This is a genomic window from Brevibacillus sp. AG, from assembly GCF_028369215.1.
Lineage (GTDB): Bacteria > Bacillota > Bacilli > Brevibacillales > Brevibacillaceae > Brevibacillus > Brevibacillus porteri.
Window position 1 is genome coordinate 60,218 of sequence record NZ_JAQMYO010000017.1, and the last position, 21,579, is coordinate 81,796.

General features: G+C 47.3%; 19 protein-coding genes and 1 other annotated feature. Of the genes, 5 read left to right on the plus strand and 14 right to left on the minus strand.

Going from position 1 to position 21,579, the window contains the following annotated elements; genetic code table 11:
* Positions 1-112 precede the first annotated feature (112 nt).
* The 8 genes from POF51_RS29295 to POF51_RS29330 all read right to left on the minus strand — a co-directional run bounded on the left by POF51_RS29295 (position 113) and on the right by POF51_RS29330 (position 7,134).
* On the minus strand, positions 113-1,573 hold the full coding sequence (locus POF51_RS29295) for an aldehyde dehydrogenase family protein (RefSeq protein ID WP_069845705.1): 1,461 nt from the start codon (positions 1,571-1,573) through the stop codon (positions 113-115).
* Positions 1,574-1,591: 18 nt separating this feature from the next.
* On the minus strand, positions 1,592-2,689 hold the full coding sequence (locus POF51_RS29300; protein ID WP_069845707.1) for an NAD(P)-dependent alcohol dehydrogenase: 1,098 nt from the start codon (positions 2,687-2,689) through the stop codon (positions 1,592-1,594).
* Between the two features lie 425 nt (positions 2,690-3,114).
* The gene (locus POF51_RS29305) at positions 3,115-3,426 is read right to left on the minus strand and encodes a hypothetical protein (protein WP_244521703.1); all 312 of its coding nucleotides are present in this window, start codon (positions 3,424-3,426) and stop codon (positions 3,115-3,117) included.
* A gap of 29 nt (positions 3,427-3,455) precedes the next feature.
* Positions 3,456-3,638, minus strand: a complete 183-nt coding sequence (locus POF51_RS29310) for a hypothetical protein (RefSeq protein WP_244521704.1) — start codon at positions 3,636-3,638, stop codon at positions 3,456-3,458.
* Positions 3,635-4,108, minus strand: coding sequence for a hypothetical protein (locus POF51_RS29315; protein WP_170831580.1), 474 nt, complete (start codon positions 4,106-4,108; stop codon positions 3,635-3,637). Before POF51_RS29315 ends, POF51_RS29310 begins: the two co-directional genes overlap by 4 nt.
* A gap of 113 nt (positions 4,109-4,221) precedes the next feature.
* Positions 4,222-5,031: an alpha/beta fold hydrolase gene (locus POF51_RS29320; protein ID WP_017250958.1), complete on the minus strand. Its 810-nt coding sequence runs from the start codon at positions 5,029-5,031 to the stop codon at positions 4,222-4,224.
* 73 nt (positions 5,032-5,104) lie between these two features.
* On the minus strand, positions 5,105-6,163 hold the full coding sequence (locus tag POF51_RS29325; protein ID WP_069845709.1) for a DmpA family aminopeptidase: 1,059 nt from the start codon (positions 6,161-6,163) through the stop codon (positions 5,105-5,107).
* Positions 6,164-6,198: 35 nt separating this feature from the next.
* On the minus strand, positions 6,199-7,134 hold the full coding sequence (locus POF51_RS29330) for a dipeptidase (RefSeq protein WP_069845711.1): 936 nt from the start codon (positions 7,132-7,134) through the stop codon (positions 6,199-6,201).
* Between the two features lie 196 nt (positions 7,135-7,330).
* On the opposite strand from POF51_RS29330, the gene POF51_RS29335 reads away from it, so the two are divergent.
* Entirely contained in the window at positions 7,331-8,224 is an 894-nt protein-coding gene (locus tag POF51_RS29335) for a LysR family transcriptional regulator (protein WP_007716122.1), read from the plus strand.
* Between the two features lie 93 nt (positions 8,225-8,317).
* On the opposite strand, the gene POF51_RS29340 is transcribed toward POF51_RS29335, so the two are convergent.
* A complete protein-coding gene (locus tag POF51_RS29340) occupies positions 8,318-8,956 on the minus strand; it encodes a DUF2306 domain-containing protein (protein ID WP_069845713.1) in 639 nt (212 codons plus the stop codon).
* A gap of 150 nt (positions 8,957-9,106) precedes the next feature.
* Between POF51_RS29340 and POF51_RS29345 the strand changes: the two genes are divergently transcribed.
* Complete coding sequence (locus POF51_RS29345) at positions 9,107-9,697, plus strand: TetR/AcrR family transcriptional regulator (RefSeq protein WP_069845715.1); 591 nt, start codon at positions 9,107-9,109, stop codon at positions 9,695-9,697.
* An 81-nt stretch (positions 9,698-9,778) separates the two neighbouring features.
* Here POF51_RS29345 and POF51_RS29350 read toward each other — a convergent pair whose 3' ends face one another.
* The 4 genes from POF51_RS29350 to POF51_RS29365 all read right to left on the minus strand — a co-directional run bounded on the left by POF51_RS29350 (position 9,779) and on the right by POF51_RS29365 (position 15,861).
* The gene (locus POF51_RS29350) at positions 9,779-10,753 is read right to left on the minus strand and encodes a Gfo/Idh/MocA family protein (protein WP_069846569.1); all 975 of its coding nucleotides are present in this window, start codon (positions 10,751-10,753) and stop codon (positions 9,779-9,781) included.
* An 84-nt stretch (positions 10,754-10,837) separates the two neighbouring features.
* The gene (locus tag POF51_RS29355; protein ID WP_069845717.1) at positions 10,838-13,936 is read right to left on the minus strand and encodes an efflux RND transporter permease subunit; all 3,099 of its coding nucleotides are present in this window, start codon (positions 13,934-13,936) and stop codon (positions 10,838-10,840) included.
* Positions 13,933-15,189, minus strand: coding sequence for an efflux RND transporter periplasmic adaptor subunit (locus tag POF51_RS29360; RefSeq protein ID WP_069845719.1), 1,257 nt, complete (start codon positions 15,187-15,189; stop codon positions 13,933-13,935). Before POF51_RS29360 ends, POF51_RS29355 begins: the two co-directional genes overlap by 4 nt.
* A gap of 96 nt (positions 15,190-15,285) precedes the next feature.
* Complete coding sequence (locus tag POF51_RS29365) at positions 15,286-15,861, minus strand: TetR/AcrR family transcriptional regulator (protein WP_069845721.1); 576 nt, start codon at positions 15,859-15,861, stop codon at positions 15,286-15,288.
* A gap of 313 nt (positions 15,862-16,174) precedes the next feature.
* On the opposite strand from POF51_RS29365, the gene POF51_RS29370 reads away from it, so the two are divergent.
* From POF51_RS29370 to POF51_RS32245, 3 genes are all read left to right on the plus strand, one after another.
* A complete protein-coding gene (locus POF51_RS29370; RefSeq protein ID WP_271756573.1) occupies positions 16,175-16,522 on the plus strand; it encodes a VOC family protein in 348 nt (115 codons plus the stop codon).
* 116 nt (positions 16,523-16,638) lie between these two features.
* Positions 16,639-17,919 carry an MFS transporter gene (locus POF51_RS29375; RefSeq protein WP_271756574.1) on the plus strand — a complete coding sequence of 427 codons (1,281 nt, stop codon included), beginning with the start codon at positions 16,639-16,641 and terminating at the stop codon, positions 17,917-17,919.
* A complete protein-coding gene (locus tag POF51_RS32245) occupies positions 17,889-18,014 on the plus strand; it encodes an immunity protein Imm33 domain-containing protein (RefSeq protein WP_442869623.1) in 126 nt (41 codons plus the stop codon). Before POF51_RS29375 ends, POF51_RS32245 begins: the two co-directional genes overlap by 31 nt.
* A gap of 118 nt (positions 18,015-18,132) precedes the next feature.
* Here the strand turns inward: POF51_RS32245 and ileS are convergent, their stop codons facing one another.
* Complete coding sequence (gene ileS, locus POF51_RS29380) at positions 18,133-21,213, minus strand: isoleucine--tRNA ligase (RefSeq protein ID WP_271756576.1); 3,081 nt, start codon at positions 21,211-21,213, stop codon at positions 18,133-18,135.
* A 69-nt stretch (positions 21,214-21,282) separates the two neighbouring features.
* Positions 21,283-21,541, minus strand: a binding site (T-box leader).
* Positions 21,542-21,579 lie beyond the last annotated feature (38 nt).

Consider the following 21,579-nt stretch of genomic DNA (forward strand, 5'->3'; position numbering starts at 1 on the left):
GGCGTAGGCCGAAGCGTAGACTGGAAATGCGCTTCTTCCCCACACTACAGCACCTCAAACAAAAAACAAATCCCTTCGGTTTTTTGAACGGAAGGGATTTGGCTCCTATCTATTAAAACGGAAACGGACGAGTTTCCTTCTGAACGGATACCCAGCGTGGAGATGTAAACTCATGTAGAGACCAGTCGCTGCCATGGCGTCCCAAGCCGGATGATTTTTCTCCGCCAAATGGTACGTTCGGCTCGGTGTTGATGCTTTGATCGTTGATATGCATCATACCCGTTTCGATTTGCAGAGCGACTTCTACGCCATGCTCCAAATCGCGTGTAAACAAAGATCCGCTCAAGCCAAAATCAGTTTCGTTTGCAATGCGGATTGCTTCCTCTTCACTATCTACCGATATAATGTTAGCGACAGGACCGAACACTTCATTTTTCGCAGTAGCCATATCATTGGTGACATCTGCAAGAATGACAGGCTCCATCAATGTACCATGAACTTCACCTCGTTTAACGACACGCGCACCTTCCGCGATTGCTTGATCGATCAAGCCTTGGATTTTTTCCACTTGTCTTTCGTTAATAAGTGGACCCACAAATGTGTTCGGATCTTGTGGATTTCCAGCTTGGATCATGGAAGTCTTTTTCGCAAAGGCGTCAATAAATTGATCATAGATTTTGCGATGGACGATAATGCGGTTCAACGCCATGCAAACTTGTCCTTGGTGGAGGAACTTCCCGAAGACAGCCGCACTTGCTGCTTGCTCGACATCCGCATCTTCCAGGACGATCATCACGTTGTTTCCGCCTAATTCGAGGGAAGCTTTCTTCAAGTTTCTGCCGCAGATTTCGCCGATTCGACGACCAGCAGCGGAAGAGCCAGTGAAGGAAATCACTTTTGGAATCGGATTTTCGATCATGGCATCGCCGATTTCCGCAATATCTGCAACGACTACGTTAAACAAGCCTTTGGGCAGTCCTACTTCTTCGAGCAGCTTCGCGATGACCAATCCACCGGAGATGTACGTTTGCAGATCCGGCTTGACCACAACGCCGTTACCAGTAGCCAAAGCAGGGATGATGGCGCGGATGGACAAGTACAGCGGGAAGTTAAACGGGCTGATTACACCTACGACCCCAACTGGCAGATGGTAGACACGGTTTTCTTTGCCCGGAATGAAGGAAGGAAGGATTTCACCATTCATCCGTAATGGCAAGGACGCGTATTCCTTGATATCGCCGACCACAAAATCAACTTCCGCATTCGCTTTTGCAAATGTGCTGCCTGTCTCGGATACTAAAATACTCACGAGTAGCTCACGATTTTTTTCTACCACTTCTGCGATTTTGTGAATGATGCCAGAGCGAACGTATGCATTTGTTTTTGCCCACTCTTTTTGTGCTGCTTTTGCAGATTGATACGCCTGCTCGACATCCTCAACCGTAGCCAGCTTGATGCTCACCAGCTCGGATTGATCGTATGGGTTGCGGTTGGTATAGCTATTCTGACTCTTTCCTTCTCGCCATACTCCATCCATGTATTGTTTTGTGTATTCGCTGAAAATGTTGCTCATATGAAGTGTCCTCCTAGCTTAGTCCATCTTGATGATTGCTTTGATTGTTTTACCGCTATGAGAATCGGCCACCGCTTGGTTGATATCATCGAAACGATAGAATTTCACCAGCTTGTCCATCGGGAATTTCCCTTGTTTGTACAAATTGATCAACTGTGGAATGAAAATGCGCGGTACGCAAGCTCCTTCTACTACGCCAGTAATGGTTTTGTTGAGCAAGAGCAAGTCATTCGTATCGATTTTCTCATCAGTTCCGAGTGGCGGTGCCCCGATTTGCGCTACGACTCCGCAAAAAGTGAGGGCATCGACAGCTTGACGCAATACGCCTGGTCGACCAGCAGTTTCTGCTGCATAGTTTACGCCGCCATTCGTAATCTTCTTGATCTCTTCCACCGGATCAACGTTTCGCGCATTAATGACATGGGTCGCACCCAGTTCTTTCGCCAGCTCAAGACGGTTATCATGCACATCGACCGCAATGATCGTACCGCAGCCGATTGCATTCGCAGCCATGATCGCGCTAAGCCCAACCGCTCCTGCACCAAATACGGCAATGCTTGATCCTGCCTCTGGCTTCAGCTTGTTTATGACCGTACCACTACCTGTTTGAATACCGCAGCCAAGCGGTCCCAAAAGAGCCAAATCTACATCTTTATCTACTTTCACCAGATTGCGCTCGTTTACAATCGTGTACGTTCCGAAAGAGGACTGACCGAAAAAGTTGGACAACCCTTTCTCTTCGCAGTGGTGTCTTTTTGTCCCATCTTCCATGTTTCCAAGGAAGTTCAGCTCGAAAAATCTTTCACATACATACGGACGTCCGCTCAAGCAATAATGGCATTTTCCGCAATGGGCAAAACCGAGCACCACATGATCGCCAGGCTGTACATAAGTAACACCCTCGCCTACCTTTTCAACTACACCCGCACCTTCATGGCCCAGAACGGCTGGAAGTGGAACTGGATATTCTTGATCGCGCGCAATCATATCTGTGTGGCAAATTCCAGAAGCTACGACGCGAATCAGAACTTCTCCGCTCTTAGGTTCATCGAGTTGAATCGTTTCAATACGAAATTCTTCACCTTTTGCGTGAGTAACAGCAGCTTTCATTTGCATAAAATATCCCTCCGGTGATTTCTTCGCACCACTCGATCATTTTTCGAGGATTACCCTACCAGATTCATTTATAATTTCGTAAAGACACATGAATATGACAACTTGCTGTAGGAAATGAAGAAAAATCCAATCGAGTGTTGTGCGTCGAGAGTAAAATATAGTTTCTCTTCTCCGAGGATTATTCAATCAGCAATTTTCATGCCAATCATATTTTTCAACTGAAAATGAACGAATTCCGCACTTTATCCGTACTTTTTCTACGCGTACATTGTTCGATTGTCTTTAAACGATTTGAACAAATTGTTTAGCTCATGTTGAACAAATTGTTCAATTTCAGGACGAAAAACAAAGGCATTGCCCTCTTGTTTGCAAGAACGGGCAATGCCTTTTGATTTTTTCTCATTATTTCTAGCGGAGAGATACCCTTACATTGCTTTCCCCCATTCGATCTCTTCCCATTCAAATGAATAGGCTAACACATCGATACATGAGTCATGCGCGCATAATACCCTATGCTTGACTCTGGGGGATGTAAAACCAAATGCTTCTTTCACGTTAGATTCCACAACCTCATAGAATCCAGGGTTTGGGCAAACATCCGTTTCGTTCCATTCATCACTGATAGATAAGCTTCCGTCATAGTACGGATCAAGCATGCTGAAATCATATCGTTCGTAACCGTCCATTTTACCGTATTTCGTAAAAAGACCGATCGCCTTGAATGTAATTTTGATCATAGCATTACCTGCTTTATTGTATTCGTCGTCTAGAATGTCATCCCGTATTGCTCGTGTAGCTTAGTCATAACCTCGTCGTAGCGCTTTTTATTATATCCACACATCACTTCCACGCTTACTTCTCGATCCTCATAACCAGAAAAACTCGCAAAATCATGTGAGGGACTGATCATCCAGGGAACTTCGACAGATACAACTTTCATTTGGCTCATCGATTTACCTCCGCTTTAAAGAACACCATTTCATCAAATGTAATCCCAAGATAGCTGTACTTTATGTTCACTCTGTTTATTGCTTCATGATGACTAACACTCAGTCCATAAATTTCATCGTTTTTCGTAGATGTGCCAGCTTTCATCCCTATATCCCCTATATTCTGAAATCCATAGGGTATTGATTCCTTATTATCATAATCGTCAGTTACGATGAATCCTTGTAAAGCATTACTAACTTGTACTTTTGTTTTTGATGGTTTTTCATCGTTGTTAACTGAAACACCCAATATTTTCACTTCACCAAAACCCTTATTACCAATTCCCACAACAACAGATTTATGATCATTGCTTGAAGCAAGGGTACCAACATCCAATGGCGGATTACCTTTCACAAAGAAATAAAACCCCCCCATAAATATTGCTATAAGTAGTACAAAAATCCACAGTTTCTTCTTCAATTTCCCCATCCTTAATCGTTGTTTTTTCATGTGTATTGAAAACCATATTTTTGGTAAATTCGATAAAAAATAGCCAATACCCTGCACCAAGGCAGAAATATTGGCCTTCTAACCCCACACATTCAAGAGTTAATAAACTCCACCAGCTTCTTATTAAAATCATCCGCCTGACAAATCGGCATGCCGTGCCCACTGTTTTCAAACGGAAACAGCTTCGACCCTTTGATTTGCTGCTGGGTGAGCTCGGCGCTTTTGAATGGAATCAATTGATCGTGAATCCCATGAAAGATTCCGGTTGGCACACGGATTTGACCCAAGTCATTGATTACATTCTCTCTCGCTGCAGCTTGCATGATTTTGATGAGCGCATAGGAAGCGGAGTCCAGCCCCATTTTGACAAACCACTGGAGTGTAGCCGTCCCTAAATTTCGATTGAAAAACTGCAAAGAAACCGTATTTAATAACTCAGGCAAATTGGCGTACATCTGACTGATCAGCCCATCTGCTTGCTCCTTCGGGACGCCGTATGGAGAACCCGGCATTTTCACAAAGGAAGGAGAAACCGCATCCACTAACGCTAATTTGGAAATATGACGCCCCTCATAACGAGACATATACCGAATCGAAATGGCTCCACCCACCGAAAAACCTAGCAAGACGGCATCCCGTATCTTCAGTGCTTCCAAAACGACATAGATGTCATCTGCTAAGCGATCATACGTATAGCCGTTCCACGGTTTGTCTGATTGGCCGTTGCCGCGTATGTCCATGGCAACACAGCGGAACCCCTGCTGGGGCAGTACGTTGAATTGGTAGGAAAACATGTTATGGTTGAGCGGCCAGCCGTGAACGAAAAAAATCGTTTTGCTATTCGGGCCAGGATTGAGGTCTTCAACAAAAACCGTGACACCCTTTTCGACTTCAATGTACATAACCCTACCTCCTGTTTCACACCAATGCACCTCTTTACACTCAAGGTATGTCAACAATTGTAGGGTTATGTTACTACTCTCCTATGTCCGGACTCGGATACGCATGAACGATGCGTCCTTTTCTTCCCATAGTCGTGACTGCTTGCGCAAGAGAATGGTAGATGGCTTCCTCTGTCGCTTCTGCCGCAGCAGCAAACAGTTCGTTCATGATCGGGTGATCCTCACGTAGTTGCACGCGTGTTTCTGTAACGGCTGTTGTCTGGTGTGGAATCGTTTGCGCAGTGGAAAAAGCGATGACGATGTCGCCGCTCCCATGCCCAAAATGGCTCCCCGTGCGTCCCAAGCCGATTCCTGCGCGCTTCGCTACCCGGAGCAGTTGGCGATCACTCAATGGAGCATCTGTCGCCAGTACGATGATGATGGAGCCATCCTCGGACTTCTCTACTGCGTTTTCATTGTTTTTGCAGCTTGTGAACTGATTCGCTCCCAAGAAATCATTCTTGTTGCCAAAGTTACTGAGTACCAAAGCCCCCAATGTATACGATTGCTCCTCAGCCACTACGATACGAGAAGACGAACCGATCCCACCTTTATAGCCAAAAGCAATCATCCCCGTCCCTGCCCCGACAGCGCCTTCTTCTAAGGCCTGGTCCGTTGCGTTCTGAATCGCTACTCTCGCATCCTCCGGGCGCACGACACAGCGGCGAATGGAATTGAGATGACCATCGTTGCATTCGCCCACAACAATATTGATCGTCCCGGTCGTGTCCCCGATCTCTTCGTTCGTATCCAGCATGTATTGCAGAGTCCCTTGTGTAACCGCTGGAACGGAAAACGTATTGGTGAGCATGATCGGCGATTCCAATACACCCAGCTCATTTACTTGCACGAGTCCCGTCGTTTTGCCAAAGCCATTGATCACATAGCTGGCTGCGGTTACCTTTTCACGAAACAAGCTACCGCCATGTGGCAAAATGGCTGTCACACCGGTGCATGCATAATCCTCGTTGTCCAGCTCATGCTGAATCGTTACATGTCCTACTCGGACTCCGGCTACATCCGTTATGTCATTTTTCTCACCGACCGGCAGTCTCCCGATTGTCGCACCGAGCTGCCGAATTTTTTTCGTCATGCATTCCATTCCTTTCGTAAGGCTATGCCGAACGCTTACACGGGACGATTGCGCAGAAAGTTCTCATAGGCAAACCCGCGCACTTCTTCTTCCTTATAATGCTTGAGTAGCTCGTTGATCAGGTTTTGGCTCTGCCCCGCATGCTCCAGGCCCACGACCTTCGCGGTAATGCCGTCGAAGTCAGAGCCGAGCCCAATATGTCGCACGCCACCGAGTGAACAAAAATGATCGATGTGCTTGATCAGATCATCTATCGTGGTTGGTGTCGTTTCATTGATAAACTGGGTGCAGTAAACGACATGTACATTCGCGCCTTTGGCAAATAACGCTTTTGCCTGTTCATCCGTCAGATTGCGTGGATGGTCGCAAATCGCTCGTGCATTTGAATGACTCGCGATCGGGTATGTGGCGAGTTCAATCGTATCCCAGAAGCTGCCCTCCCCTAGATGCGAGACGTCCGTCAACATTTTATGCTCATTGTGGAACTGAATGATTTCCTTGCCAAAGGTCGTCAATCCGGCATTCCTCGGTTCCAGCGCACCATCCGCAGCGAGATTCGCGAAGTTCCAGGTGAGGCCCACAGAGCGAACCCCTAGCTGATACAATATGTGCAGCTTCTTCAAATCATTGCCGATTGGCTCAACACCCTCCAATGTCAGCAACGCCCCGATCTCTCCCTCTTGCAAATGGTCGAGATCGCTCCATTCACGGATTTGTTTCATTTCTGGATGTTTACCGAGAACTTCTGTATAAAAGTAATGAATTTGATCCAAAGCTTTTTGAAAACGTTGCTCCGTGGACAATTCAGGGGATGTCCAGATGGCATAGCACTGTAGCTTTACCCCGCCATCGTGTAGCCGTTTTCTGTTGACGTCCAGCTCGTCCGCATCCGCAAAGGACAAAGCCCCATTTTTCTCCCAAATTTTCAGCAGTGCATCACAGTGCAAATCGATAATCGGCATTTTGGCCATTTGTATCCATCCCTTGTGCTAATTTCCTTTGAGAACACTACCTATTCTGTTAATGTTAAGGTAATGTATTTTGGAGAGCGAATCCAATAAATTATTGCTATAAGTCACTTAAGAAAACATTATCGAGGCTTGTTCGAGGAGGAGCGACCGCCTTTTTGCTGAAAGTTTAAAAATTCACACAATGGAGCCACTACTCATGAATATGGAGCAAATTGAAGCATTCATCTTTGTCGCCCTGACCGGGAGCTTCAGCAAAACAGCTGATTTGCTCTATTTGTCACAGCCCACGGTCAGCATGCGGATCAAAGCACTCGAGACGACTATGGGCTGCAAGCTGTTTCAGCGTACGGGTCATACGATTTCTCTTACAAAAGAAGGCGATCTGTTCCTTCCTTATGCGAAAAACATCATGCATATGCTGCAAGAGGGACAGCAAGCGATTCAGCGATCGCAAGGCGATGTAGAGGGAGAATTGACCATCTCCACCGTTTTTGTCTCCGCCTTTTACATTTTGCCTGACCTCGTCCAGCAATTCCAGCAGTTGTACCCCAAAATCAAACTGACGATCCTTACCGGGCATTCCCATCAGGTGCTCGATATGGTTCTGAACCACGAGGTGTCATTCGGAATTGCTCGTGCCGTTACCCATCCACAGATTAACCGGATTCAGCTGATGCCGGATGACATGGTCTTGGCGATTTATCCCGATCATCCGTTTGGATTCCGCCATCAGGTTTCCATTGAAGAAGTCGCACGTGAACGATTGATCTTGTTCAATCGGGGTTCGCTCGACTGGAAGCTGATCAACAATGCGTTCAGCCATTTTCAGCTACAAAACAATGTCGTCATGGAGGCTGACAACATCGAGGTCGTGAAGCGGATGGTCAAACAACGGCTGGGCATCGCCTTTTTGCCTCGCTTTGCCATCTCCAAAGATTTAAGCGAAGGCGAGTTGCAGGAAGTAGACGTCCTGAATCTGCCGCAAATCAACCGGAACTTCGAGCTGATTTACCTCAAGGATACACCTGTTCACGGGATTATGCGTACGTTTATTGATTTTTTGATGCAGAGCAAGGCTTTGCAGCAGTAGGAAAGGACCATGGGCTTACCTCCTAAAAAAGCTTCACATCTGAACCAATGAAACTGGTTGATGCGAAGCTTTTTAGGAAACGCTGAGTCTCTCTCATGCTTTTTTCGGTGCGCGCAGTTTCGTACGAATGATCATCTCCGCCATCAAGACAAGCCCAATCATGGCGACATAGACAGCGATTGTGTAGCTGAGCTCATACGGCAAACCTACCACCTTCTCTACAATCAGCTTCACCAGATGAATCAGCATGTTGGTGAACAAGAAGACGAAGCTCCTGACCATCCATTCCTTATGCTTCATGACTTGACGCTTTTTAATTTTGACGAGCGCCGTAATGGTGATAGCTGGCCAGATGATGTTCAATAAATGGAAGGGCCAACTCGCTACTTTTCCGCCCGTTACATAAGGAGCCATATATCCCGATGTGACTACCACAACCAACACACTGAAAAGATAGACATAGCCTGTTACTTTATGTAGCTTGCGGTTCTCTGCGAGCAGCTTGTCCGAAAAGTTAGCCACTCCACAGACAAGGGCAATCAGGGCGAAAAACAAATGGACATACATGACCGTAAGCCAGATCGATGTGTTCATTCGCTCTTTGTTGTAATCAGATTTGTGACTGAGGAAGCCTTTCGCTTCTGGATCGATGATAAAGTTTTGCACGAGTGCATACGTGATCGCCATACAAACGACGAAAATAACGATCGAATACGGTTTGATACGGTTCACCTTGCCACACAACCCTTTGTTCGATTTTTGATACCGAACGGTTCGGTCTCTTTTTGATTTTACATGATTGCCTTCTTTCGTACATGCGAGAAATGTTACAATAACTTGGACGAATATAGACCGTGTTGGCCGAATGAAAGGACTATCGCGATGCGCAAAGGCGAAAAAACAAAGCTGCATATTATCCAGAAGTCAGCAGAGCTGTTTAATCAAAACGGTTATACAGGAACCTCCATGCAAGACATCATGGATGCAACGGGGCTTACCAAAGGCGCACTCTACCGGGGTTTTGCCAGTAAAGATGAAATCGCTATAGAGGCCTTCAAATATGCGGGTGAAGTGTTACATGCGCATTTTGCAGCTGCACTGGAAAAACAGGACACGGCCACTGCAAAACTCGTAGCCATGGCAAAGGTATATTCTGATGCGGTAAACAATCCCCCGCTCCAAGGTGGCTGCCCGCTTCTCAACACAGCCGTTGAAAGTGACCACTCGTTCCCTGTACTTCGCGAGTATGCCCTCGCCGCTTACCAAGAGACCATATCGTTCATGCAGGGCTTGCTGGAAGAAGGAATCGCCGAGGGAGAATTTCGTTCCGCAATGGACGCAGAAGCCGTCGCTTCGGTTATCTTCTCTTCGATTGAAGGGGCCATAATGGCAAGCAGACTCACACACGATAACAAGCATGTCCATTTTGCCATCAAGCATATTGAGCAGCTTTTACAGACATACAAGCCCTAACAAACAAAAAAGAGCAGTCGCGCAGGATGTGATACCCCTGCCTACCTGCTCTTTTTTTTCGTGGACTTTTCCTGCTAATTTCTATTTGATGTAGTGTACTTTTTCATGTCCGAGCAATGCTTCCAGCACTTGCTGTACTTTCACGCCTGTCTCAAACGTAACCAGTCGGGCATCTCCACCGTTAATCGCAATGGACAGCTCATCCAACAGCAGGGAGAGGCGGTCTTGCTGTGGAACTTCAGCCGGAACGAGCGTTTCGCCGTGTCCACCCACAAACAGATTGCTCCAGTTCACGACACTCAATGTCCCTTTTGACCCGTACACGCGATAATCCAAATGCTCCTCATGTGCGATACCGGCTAAGCCATTGATCGTAATTGGAGTACCATCTGTCAGACGCAGGAAGGCGGATACTCCTGTCTCGCATAGCGCCGGATCAGCTGGATAATCTACCTCTGAGCGGACTACATGCAGGTCTCCGAAGAGCTCGTAAGTCAGGTGAGTGAAATGAGGTAGTACTTCACGGATGAAACCGCCTTGCTCACGACCAGCCAGCCAAGGAGTTTGCTGCCATGGACGCGGCCACTGGTGAAAATGCGTCAGGATATCGATGCGGCGGATATCTCCGATTTCTTCGAGTCTGCGGGAGAGCTCAGGAAAAACGCCTTGATAGTAGAGCGGGAAGTTCATCGCATGGACAACCCTTGCGTCATTTGCTGCTTCCAGCATTTCTTGCGCTTCTGTCAACGAATTGGCCAACGGCTTTTCGCAGAGCAAATGCTTTTTGTGCGCCAGTACATCAAGCGCAATGGCGTGATGGAATTTGGGAGGGACAGCCAAATAGATGACGTCCAGCTCTACTTTTTTCAATAATTCCTTATAATCTGTGTACCAAGGCACATCGCCGGACTTTTGCGCGGCTTCCTGTGCTCTTTCCGCAGATACATCACTCACTGCGGCTACTCGAAATTTTTCGTGGGTACGGATCGCGTTCATCATGCGCTCGCCCATGACGCCTGCGCCAATAACCCCAACGTTCCATTTCACTTGGTCCATCTGCATTTCCTCGCTTCCTGGTGAATGTTCGTCTTCGTGCCTCTACCCCTTTCTCCATTTGTCTGAACATTCCTCCTGAATAGCTCAGATTGACAGCTGATTCTGCGCTTCCTTTTTTACCCGCTTCTTCTCTTTTTGGATGGCTACAACTGTATAGAGAGAAGGAACGACGATCAGCGTGAGCAGCATCGAGAACAGCAAGCCAGAAATGATTGTAATGGCGAGCGGCTGAAACAACACACTCCCCTTAATCGCCATCGGTGATAAACCTGCTACTGCGGCGAAGGTCGTAAGTAAAATCGGCCGCAAACGGGCTTTCCCTGCTCCAATCACCGCATCGTGCAGAGCGACGCCTTCATGCCTCGCCTCCTCGATGAATTCGATTAAGACAATCCCGTTTCGGACGACGATGCCTGCCAATGCGATAAAGCCCGCCACCGTCATGAATCCAATCGGTGTCGACGTGATGAATAGTCCGATCAAGCTGCCCGCGATTGCGAGGTATACCGTACTCATCACCAAAGCAGGAATAGACAAGGAGTTGAACTGCACAACGATCAGCAAAAAGATAAGGAAGACCGCAATAACCGCAAGCACTCCCAAATCGAGCAATACTTCCGATTCCTCTTCTGTTTCACCTGTCACATTCCAAGCATACCCGTCCGGCAGTTCCAGCTGCTTCATTTTCGCGGTCACTTCGCTCATCACATCAGCGGCCGTCCGATCTCGGACATCACTCGTGATGGTGACGCTGCGCGACATATTGTAACGAGGAATACTCTGAATCGATAAGTCTGGCTTCATTTCCGCTATTTGTGAAACTGGAATGAGCTGCCCACGCGCATTTGGAACCGTGAGTTGAGCGAAGACTTGCTCTGTCGTCATTCCCGACTGATCGGCTATCAGCGTAATATCGACCAAGTTTTTCCCATTGTCAAATTGCCCCATTGGAATGCCTTGGCTGATCAATCGCAATGTTCTGGTCAAATCCGCTTCATTGATTAGCTCCTTATCCATCTTTCCCTGATTCACTTGGAACTGGAGGGAATACTGTTCATTTCCCAGCGTGTCGTTGGTGTTGTAAGTTCCCTCGATCTCCATGATAAGCTTCTTGATTTGCTCAGAAATCGTGTATAGCTCCTGCAAATCATCCCCGTACACCCGAATTCCTACCGGACTTCCCGTATACATACCATCCTTCGCACTGTAAGGAATGATATTCGCTTCTGGATACATCATCTTAAACTGCTCGGACCACGGCGCAAGCACTTTTCGCGCATCCATTTTGTTATGGTCAAATGTGACGATCAATTGTGCGACATGTTCTCCGGTTCCAACTGGCGGCGCAGAGGGCAGCATCTGTGGTGCGTTGCCCCCTACAAAAGACGAGACTTTTTGAATATGCGCCTGCTGCGAAATCCATTCGGAAACACCAAGAACAATCCGATCCGTTTCCTGTAAATTACCGCCAACTGGCGTTGTTATATTCACAACCATCTGTGGCCTGTCAGCATCCGGGAAGAGCTGTACTGGGACGAACATAACGAGTCCATAGGCCGCAGTAGCAATCAGTACCCCGCTCAATCCTGTTTTCAGCGGCTTTTTTAACATCACTTTCAGAACACGATCGCCATACCAATTCGTCAGTGTATCGATTTGTTTGCCCAGCAAGCCAGCAGGCTTCCGATAGTGTGTCTCTGTTTTGCTCCGCTTCTTGTTCCTTCGCTCGTTCCATTCCCGGTAAATCGGAATAATGGTGAGGGACATGAACATCGAGGCCCCCATCGTAAAGATGATAATGAGTGGTACCGGAAAAATAAACTGGCCTGCATCACCTGGGAGAAACATGATCGGTCCAAACGCTGAGATAGTAGCCAGGGTAGCCGTAATGATGGAGACCGCAACCTCCTTCGTCCCTGCTACAGCAGCGGTATACGGGTCCTCTCCCAACACAGATAGCCTTCGCTCAATGTTGTCATTCACTACGACTGCGTCGTCAACCAAAATACCAAGAACAATGATGAGCCCGAATACGGTCATCTGATTGAGCGTAATGCCAAAGAACGGCAGGATCACCATCCCTGCGGCCAGCGAGATTGGAATTGCCAATGCGACCATCAAGGATGTCGTCAAATTCAATCCAAGCATACAAATGAAAAGAACCGCTACGATGGCAATGATCATCTCCACGTACAATTCAGTAAAAACACTGTCAATTTGATCCACCTGCGCAAACACGGGTTCTCTGTTCGCCCATGACGGTAGACTCTTTTCCAGCGCCGCGAGCTTCTCATTGACTGCTTTATGTACCTTTGGAACGTCGCTTCCCAGCTCGGCATTGATGCTAATCGTCGCAGCAGGCTTCCCGTTATAGTACGTCCGGTACTCCACCCGTTTGGTACTGTCGGAAATGGTGGCAATATCCTTCAAATAGACGGGCATGCCCTCCTGCGTACGTGTTACGACTACCTTTTCAAAGGTCCCCACATCGGTGCTGACAGGTAATGTGAGCTGGTATTTCCGCGTATCCATGTTGACATCACCGAGCGGCGTTGTTTCATTTTTGGTTTGCACAGCATTCATTACTTGCGCCCAGGAAATGCCGTACTGTTGCAGCTTTTTAGCATCGACAGCGATTTTCACCTCTTGCTCTGGCAATCCTTGAATCGTAACATCGGAAACGCCCGGAACGGTTCGTAGCTGATCCTTCCACAGATCCAGTGTATCGCGTAATTGGAGAACCTCTTCAAAAGAATCGGCTGTGATTTGAAACGTTTGGATGAACGTACGACTCAAGTCATCATTGATGATAGGCTGTTCTGCTTCATCCGGTAAGTCGGCTTCTGCATCTTTCACTTTTTTCCGTACATCCTCAAACACCTTTTTCGGTACAACGTCATTCTCGGTTTTCACATGGATAATCGAGACGCCCGAACGGGACTCGGAGCTAATCGATTTAATGCCATGTACTTCGTTGATTTTTTCTTCCAGCTTCTTCGTGACCGTCTGCTCCACCTTCTCCGGAGTCGCTCCCGGATACACAGTGGTGATGGTCGCCATGCTGACAATGATGTCTGGCTGTTCCTGTTGCGGCAGTGAAACCGTAATGGACAAACCGATCAGCACGAGCATCGTAAAGAAAACGAGGGTGATTTTGCGCTTCTGGATGAAAAACTCAATCATGGCTGATTGCCTCCTTTTACGGTAACAGAGTCCCCGTTAAGCAAGCGATCAGCACCTTTCGTAATCAACATACTTCCTGCCTGCAAGCCAGAAGTAACTTCAAAATGATTGTCCACATACTGACCAATCGTGACAGTCGTCTTGGTTGCTTTTCCATCTGTTAGCAAAAAGACATAGGGTTCCGAGCCTCGGCTAAAAACTGCCTCCGCAGGGACAAAAATCCCTTTCTTTTGCGACAGGGTTCGTTTTGCAGTGACAACTTGCCCCGCAAACCAGTCTTTCTTGGTGTTATCGATGACTACTTCCACGCTAATCGTGCCCGTCTGTTCGTTCGTGGCCGGATATATATTGGTTACCTTTCCTGTTCGTTTTTCCTCGTACAAGCGAATCTCGACTTCATCTCCCACCTTCCACGATGAGATGTCCTTGTCAGGTACAGGCAAGATTGTTTTCAGCTGATGGATGTTGCCGATTCGGTAGACAGGAGCACCTGGACTTGCCAACTGCCCTACATCAGCCAATTTTGCCAGCACAGTTCCCTGAATAGGTGCTTTCACCTCGGTTTTTGCCAAAGTAGCTGCTGCCTGATCTCGGGTCACCATGGCTCCCTGGTAGCTGGCGCTTGTGGCGCTGATATCCTCCGTACGAGCGCCTGCTTTCACCAATGAATAGGTCTCTTGCGCCTGGGCGTAATCTTTTTCAGCTAGTTCAAACGCATGCTTGGCACTTTCAAATTCGGTTTCGGAAATCGCCCCGTTTTTATAGAGCTGTTCCATGCGCTGATAGTCTTTCTGTGCTTGATCCCGTGAGATTTTCTTCGCTTCGACCGCTACTTTTGCTTGCTGGACCTCTTGTTCGCGCGCACCATTTTTCACCTTTGAAAGCTGTGCGTTTGCGCCATGCACATTGGCGTTTGCCAATGCGAGCTGGAGGGAGTAGTCAGTAGAATGGAGACGGGCCAGCACATCTCCTTTTTTGACTGTGTCTCCTTCCTTGTACGGCAACGACTTGATTTCACCGGCTACTTCAAACGAAACCGTCGTTTCTTCCATGGGCGCAAGTGTCCCCGACAGTTCACTAGTCGATTGAAAGCTTTTCAGCTGGATCGGATGCGCTTCTACGAATGTGGCCTCAGCTTGGGCTATACTCCCAGCAGACGAGGTCATATCGTGATTGTTCGTGCAAGCCGTCGTCATTACTGCAAGGGAGACCAGCACCAGAAGCCCCATACTTTTTCTGATCGACTTACCCATAATCGACTCACTCCTATACGTTTCTTTTCTTTTTCTGTGGAAAGGTTTTTTTCGGAATGAACATTCATTCCGTTTTGTTCAAAAGAAGGATCAGAATTAATGAATTCTGATCGCATCCCAACAAGCTTCCTCTACGCCTGCAAGCAATTCGGGGGTTTCTTCGATTTCGCCAGCCATGATGCACTTGTTCAATGCGATGTATGCACCGTCGACAATTGCAATCAATGCATCCGCTGGCAACGGACGAATGACCTTCTTTTTTTGCCCCTGTTCAATGAACTCGAATAAAAATGTGCGCAGCTTCATGTATGCAGCTCGGCTGGCTTCGTCCAGGTAGTGACCATTTGTGTGGGAATCCAGAAACAACAAGGCGTTCAAATTCTTTTTGGAGTAACGAATTGTCTGCTTCGCAATATGCCGAAATTGCTCACGTAAGTCGTCACTTGTACGAGGATAGCCATCTTGGAGTGTCTCAAGAAACTCCCCCACACTTTCTTGGAACAACGTATTAACGAGCGCTTCTTTGTTTTCAAAATAACGATAGATGGTACCAGCACCGACTCCTGCTTTTTCGGAGATCATCGGAACGGTCGTCCCGTCAAAACCGCGATCTACAAACAAAACGAGCGCTGCTTCCAAGATTATTTCGCGCTTGGTTTCAGACAAGGTCATGACTCCTTTCGTGCGGAATGAATTTTCATTCTGTACGAAATTATAGTATATGGTTTACTGGAGTGTCAAATGGCCCGTGTGCAGATGTAAAACGGACTAGGTAAGCTACATAGATAGTGAAATGCCAAAAGTGGCCTCTCTTGAAAATTGAGCAGTTGAGATCGAGAAACAAAATTTATCCGAGCTCGCAAAAGCTAACTGTTCGATGAAAATATAGTATTAGACTGTATATAGGGCATTTCGCTACGGGCAGTATAGTTGAAACAGGAACGAAAATTAAAATCTCGAGTATCTCAGACAGGAGTTAGATACGATGATAAAAGGTTTGGGAGGAATATTTTGGAGAACTAAGAATCTTGAAGTCATAAAAAAATGGTACAGTGAAGTGTTGAAGATTGAAATAGAAAATTGGAATGGGACTGTGATAAAACCCGAATTAGGAAATGAGACTATCTTTTCTTTCTTTACCGAGAATGACAGTTATTTTCCAACAGAACAACAAGTGATGTTAAATTTCCAAGTACATAATCTAGACGAGACTATTAAGCATCTTGAGCAAATTGGTGTACCTCTTGCAAAGAAAAAAGAGAGTAGTGAATTTGGAAAGTTTATTTGGATTGAATATCCTGAAGGCCGACTGGTCGAGCTTTGGGAGAAATAACGAAATGAATCATCAATCATTCAACATTTGCGATAATGAAAACGCAAGATCTTGAAACGTAAGTTCCCCTATACTAAAAATGGCAATTAGTTGTGACGAAAAATGGGGGAACGAACATGAGTAACAAGGTGGAAGGATTGTTAACTAACACAGATTTTCGCAGGCTCTGGATTGGGCAAACTGCATCACAGTTTGGGACTCAGGTTGCATTATTAGGAATGCCATTAGTGGCAGCTCTCTATTTAGGGGCCAGTCCCATGCAAATGGGGTTGCTTGGCTTTGCCGAGTATGCGCCATTTATCATTTTCGGTTTGCTCGCTGGTGTATGGATAGACAGATTTCCCCGGCGACCAATTCTTGTCGCCGCTAACTTTTTCAGGGGTGTATTACTGCTCATTGTGCCGCTGACAGCCTTAACTGGATTCCTGAATATGACAGTTCTATATTTGGTAGCCTTCATAGTGGGTATCTGTACTGTCTTTTTTGATGTTGCCTATACATCCTTTTTGCCTTCCATTGTGAACAAGGAGCAGCTTGTTGATGGGAATAGCAAACTAGAGACAAGTAAATCTACTGCACAAATTGCTGGGCCGGGTTTATCAGGTGGATTGGAACAGTTAATCACTGCTCCTTTTGCAATATTGTTCACGTCGGTATCCTTTTTTATATCCGCTGTGTACGTAGCCCGGATTCGCAAGTTGGAGACAGTCGTGACAGATGCGAAAAAACAAAAAAACATGTGGCTGGAAATTAAAGAAGGGCTGCATACGGTTTACACAAAACCGTTGCTGTGGGGAGTGGTGCGCTGCTCAACAGTCTTTAACCTTTCCTGGAATGTTATTTTTAGTATTTATGTTCTATATGCATCGCAAGAACTCAAAATCAGTGCGAGCATTCTTGGCATCATTTATGGAACGCTAGGAGTAGGGTACCTATTTGGCTCTCTGCTTGCCCAAAGGGCTGTACGTCGTTTTGGAGTAGGTCCAACAATTGTGGGTTCCGCTACGATCGCAGCAAGTGGCGGTTTGCTTGCTCCATTAGCAGTAGGATCAGAATTAAGTATTGCGTTGATTATGATGCTCGGACAGCTTCTTTTCGGAATGGGTGTCTCAATGTTTAGCATTAGTACCATCAGTTTACGTCAAGTAATTGTACCCGATGCCCTGCAAGGTCGCGTGAATGCTACATTTCGATTTATCTCGTGGGGTTCTTTACCGCTTGGTTCGTTAATTGGAGGGATGATAGCGGGGGCAATGGGGTTACGGTTTGCTTTATTTGCGGGTGGCATTGGATTGTTAGCTTCGGCTTGTACATTATTGTTCACCCCATTTTTACAACTACGTGTGAAATCATTTCATGAATTAACATTGGAAAAAGATGTGTCTATAGAAAGCTAAGGAATGTAAGAGAGGGTGTTTTACCTCTTAATGGTCTTCGCATCCATCCGGAGCATGACACTACTGGTTGGTATATTTGGGCTGGAGAATTTTAGTTGCGGACGATTATGAAGACGTTTGGTTTGACCCAGAGATCTTACATGACTGAAGAAAACAGTTAGGGAACCGGTGTACCAACCATGCTCCCTAGCTGTTGTTTATCTAACCGCTTCGTTACCCAATGTACAAACCAAATGTTTTATCTCCGAACGAAACGATCTCCATGTCAGCTATTTTCGCAAAAGACACGCCCGAAACGAGTACACTTTCACGCAAAACATGATCAAAACGCTCCAATGCGGCTCGTAGCTCATCGTCCACTTCCAGTGTGAGCTGGACTCGTTTATCGATAGGCAAATCCAGCTTTTTGCGTGCATCCTGAATGACACGGATGACTTCACGAACCAAGCCTTCCTGCTCAAGCTCTTCTGTGAGTGTCGTATTCAAGGCGACGTGGAGCTGATAGCCGGATGCAGAAGCAAAGCCTTGCTTCCCTTGCTTTTCCACGAGCAGCTCATCTAGCGTAAGCCGCACGCTCTCCCCTGCGACCTCCACATCCAAGTAGCCATTGTCCACTGCGTTCTCTGCATCGGCATCGTTCAATTCCTTTAAATACCCTTGGATTGGCCTAACGAGCTTGCCGTATTTTTTCCCAGCTACCTTCAGGTTGAGCTTGAAATGATACGTCACGAAGCTGCTGTCGCTTTGCTCCACTCGAATGTCTTTGACATTGATCTCGTCTTGGATAATACCAGCAAAACGCTCGAGATTAAATGGCTGCTCCATCAATACGATCAGCTCGGACAGAGGCTGTCTGGTCTTGAGTCCAGTTTCGTTGCGGACATTTCGCGCCAGCTCCACGATGTGTCGAGCCGTTTCCATGTCCCGCTCAAGGGTTTCGTCGATTGCTTCTGTGTTCACCACCGGATAGTCAGTCAAATGAACACTGCCTTCTCCCCCCAGATTGCCATACATATCTTCAGCGATCAGCGGCGCGTATGGTGCGATCATCTTCGCCAGCGTCAGCAACACTTCCCGCAGCGTCTGGTAAGCAGACACTTTGTCAGGTGTCACCCCGCTACTCCAGAAACGATCCCGCGAACGACGGATGTACCAGTTGCTCAGCTCGTCGACGAATGCTTCGATATGCCCCGCCGGATTCATGAAATCGTAGGTTTCCAGACCTTTGACTACGTGCTGCACGGTGGTATTCAAGCGGGAAAGTATCCAACGATCCAATTCGTTTACAGGCGCTTGCGGCAGATGCTCTTCTGGTTTGAACGAATCGATCAAGGCGTATAACGAATAAAAAGCATGCGTGTTATGGATCGTATCGATCACTTTGTACTTCGCCTCGGCGACAATCCGCTTGGAGAACCGCTTGCTGCTCCACGGCGCACTGTCAGACAAAAGCGCCCAGCGGAACGCATCTGCTCCGAATTCTTCGATAACCTCCCACGGATCGATTCCGTTTCCTTTACTTTTGGACATCTTCTGGCCGTGTTCATCCAAAACGTGGCCGGTAGAGATGACCGCCTTGTAAGGCGCTTTTCCGTTATACAGAGTAGAAACTGCCAACAAGCTGAAGAACCAGCCCCGCGTCTGATCGATTCCTTCCGAAATGATGTCGGCAGGGTATTGCTCCTGAAATACCTTTTCGTCGCCGAATGGATGATGGTACTGAGCAAACGGCATCGAACCACTGTCAAACCACACATCAATGACCTCAGGAGTTCGCTCCATCGTACCGCCGCAGGAGCAGCGAAGCTTCACCTCATCCACAAACGGCTTGTGCAGCTCCAGATTCTCTTCGAGTGGTGCCACAGATTTCTCACGCAACTCTTTTACACTGCCTGGTGCATATTCGCAGCCACAATCCTGACAAAGCCATAGATTGAGCGGCGTCCCCCAATACCGATTGCGGCTGATATTCCAGTCTACAAGCTCTTCGAGGAATTTCCCAAAGCGCCCTTCGCGCAAGTGGCCCGGATACCACTCGATCTTGCTATTGTTTTCGATCAGCTGATCCTTAATCGCTGTCGTTTTGATGAACCAGCTCTCCATCGCGTAGTAGAGCAGCGGTGATTTGCAGCGCCAGCAAAACGGATAGCTATGCTCGTAGCGCTCCTTGGAAAACAGCAGACCGCGATGCGACAAGTCTTTTACGATATCGACGTCGCAGTCCTTAACGAAGCGACCCGCGAAATCCGAGATTTGATCGGTATAGCGGCCAGCCAAATTCACGACGTTCACGAAATCAAGTTCATGCTGACGGGTCGTGCGATAATCATCCTCCCCGTGCGCTGGTGCAGTATGCACGATCCCAGTTCCGCTCGTATCACTGACATAGTCCGCATCGACGACAATATGCCCATGGTTTACCTTGAGATAGCCAAAAGGCGGCTCATACTGGGTCCCTACGAATTCTGCACCTTTGTGCGTGGACAAAACCTCGTAGCCTTCCTTGAACACTTTCTCCGCAAGATTTTTTGCTACGACGTACACTTCATCCTTGTGCTTGACCCGCACGTAATCGAGCTCTTTGTTAACAGCCAAAGCCACGTTTGCTGGAAGTGTCCATGGTGTCGTCGTCCACGCGAGAAAGATGTCATCGCTTGTCTTGCTTTTGAATTTGACCGTCGCACTCAAGTCCTTCACGTCTTCATAGCCTTGCGCCACTTCATGGGAGCTGAGCGTCGTCTGGCAATCCGGGCAATACGGACTGACACGATGTCCTTTGTACAGCAGTTCTTTTTTATGAATTTCTGAAAGGATGTGCCAGACGCTTTCGATGTAGTCGTTGGTCAACGTCACATATGGATGCTCCATATCTGTCCAATAAGCGATCCCTTCCGTCAACTCGCGCCATTGTTTTTCGTACTCGAATACGCTATTTTTGCACTCCTCGATGAACTTGGCCACTCCGTAGTTTTCGATCTCCTGCTTGCCGGAAATGCCGAGTCGCTTCTCCACCCCGAGCTCTACCGGAAGACCGTGTGTATCCCAGCCTGCTTTGCGGACGACGCGGTAGCCAGACATCGTTTTGTAGCGTCCGATAAAATCCTTGATGACCCGTCCGAGCACATGACCGATATGCGGCTGTCCGTTAGCGGTTGGAGGCCCTTCATAAAAAACGAAATTAGGCTTACCTAGCCGATTGTCCATCGACTTGCGGAATGTATCGTCTTTCCTCCACTGATCCAGAACACGTAACTCTCGTGTCCTTGCTTTTTCTTTTACGTCTACTTTCCTCATCATGTACACTCCTTCTTCTGTAGTTTGCGTAGAAGTGTAGGTTCATAGAACGCAAAAAAATCCCGCCCCCTAAGGGACGAGATTTGATCTCGCGATACCACCCTTGTTCCGAAAAGCTCATGTAATCATGATTTTCCGGCACCTCTACTACGTACCATCATACGCGTCCCTTGTAACGGTGGGATTCCGGGTCAGCTTACTCCAAATGCTTCAGCTTTCCTTCTCGGAGAGGATTTTCGGCTAAGTCTTGAACGTTGGCTTTCAGCGCTAGGGCCAACTCTCTGGGGAACAAGGGGATTAGCTTACTCTTTCTCGTCAATGAATTTGTTGGTGTTTTGTTTATTACCTTACTTTTTACACTGGTTT

What these genes read in the sequence shown, in the direction of transcription:
- ileS (WP_271756576.1), bottom strand. Translation starts at nt 21,213, where the DNA reads ATGAGGAAAGTAGACGTAAAAGAAAAAGCAAGGACACGAGAGTTACGT.
- POF51_RS29330 (WP_069845711.1), bottom strand. Translation starts at nt 7,134, where the DNA reads ATGGCCAAAATGCCGATTATCGATTTGCACTGTGATGCACTGCTGAAA.
- POF51_RS29355 (WP_069845717.1), bottom strand. Translation starts at nt 13,936, where the DNA reads ATGATTGAGTTTTTCATCCAGAAGCGCAAAATCACCCTCGTTTTCTTT.
- POF51_RS29295 (WP_069845705.1), bottom strand. Translation starts at nt 1,573, where the DNA reads ATGAGCAACATTTTCAGCGAATACACAAAACAATACATGGATGGAGTA.
- POF51_RS29350 (WP_069846569.1), bottom strand. Translation starts at nt 10,753, where the DNA reads ATGGACCAAGTGAAATGGAACGTTGGGGTTATTGGCGCAGGCGTCATG.
- POF51_RS29325 (WP_069845709.1), bottom strand. Translation starts at nt 6,163, where the DNA reads ATGACGAAAAAAATTCGGCAGCTCGGTGCGACAATCGGGAGACTGCCG.
- POF51_RS29360 (WP_069845719.1), bottom strand. Translation starts at nt 15,189, where the DNA reads ATGGGTAAGTCGATCAGAAAAAGTATGGGGCTTCTGGTGCTGGTCTCC.
- POF51_RS29345 (WP_069845715.1), top strand. Translation starts at nt 9,107, where the DNA reads ATGCGCAAAGGCGAAAAAACAAAGCTGCATATTATCCAGAAGTCAGCA.
- POF51_RS29320 (WP_017250958.1), bottom strand. Translation starts at nt 5,031, where the DNA reads ATGTACATTGAAGTCGAAAAGGGTGTCACGGTTTTTGTTGAAGACCTC.
- POF51_RS29300 (WP_069845707.1), bottom strand. Translation starts at nt 2,689, where the DNA reads ATGCAAATGAAAGCTGCTGTTACTCACGCAAAAGGTGAAGAATTTCGT.
- POF51_RS29315 (WP_170831580.1), bottom strand. Translation starts at nt 4,108, where the DNA reads ATGGGGAAATTGAAGAAGAAACTGTGGATTTTTGTACTACTTATAGCA.
- POF51_RS29375 (WP_271756574.1), top strand. Translation starts at nt 16,639, where the DNA reads ATGAGTAACAAGGTGGAAGGATTGTTAACTAACACAGATTTTCGCAGG.
- POF51_RS29335 (WP_007716122.1), top strand. Translation starts at nt 7,331, where the DNA reads ATGAATATGGAGCAAATTGAAGCATTCATCTTTGTCGCCCTGACCGGG.
- POF51_RS29310 (WP_244521704.1), bottom strand. Translation starts at nt 3,638, where the DNA reads ATGAGCCAAATGAAAGTTGTATCTGTCGAAGTTCCCTGGATGATCAGT.
- POF51_RS29370 (WP_271756573.1), top strand. Translation starts at nt 16,175, where the DNA reads ATGATAAAAGGTTTGGGAGGAATATTTTGGAGAACTAAGAATCTTGAA.
- POF51_RS29365 (WP_069845721.1), bottom strand. Translation starts at nt 15,861, where the DNA reads ATGACCTTGTCTGAAACCAAGCGCGAAATAATCTTGGAAGCAGCGCTC.
- POF51_RS29305 (WP_244521703.1), bottom strand. Translation starts at nt 3,426, where the DNA reads ATGATCAAAATTACATTCAAGGCGATCGGTCTTTTTACGAAATACGGT.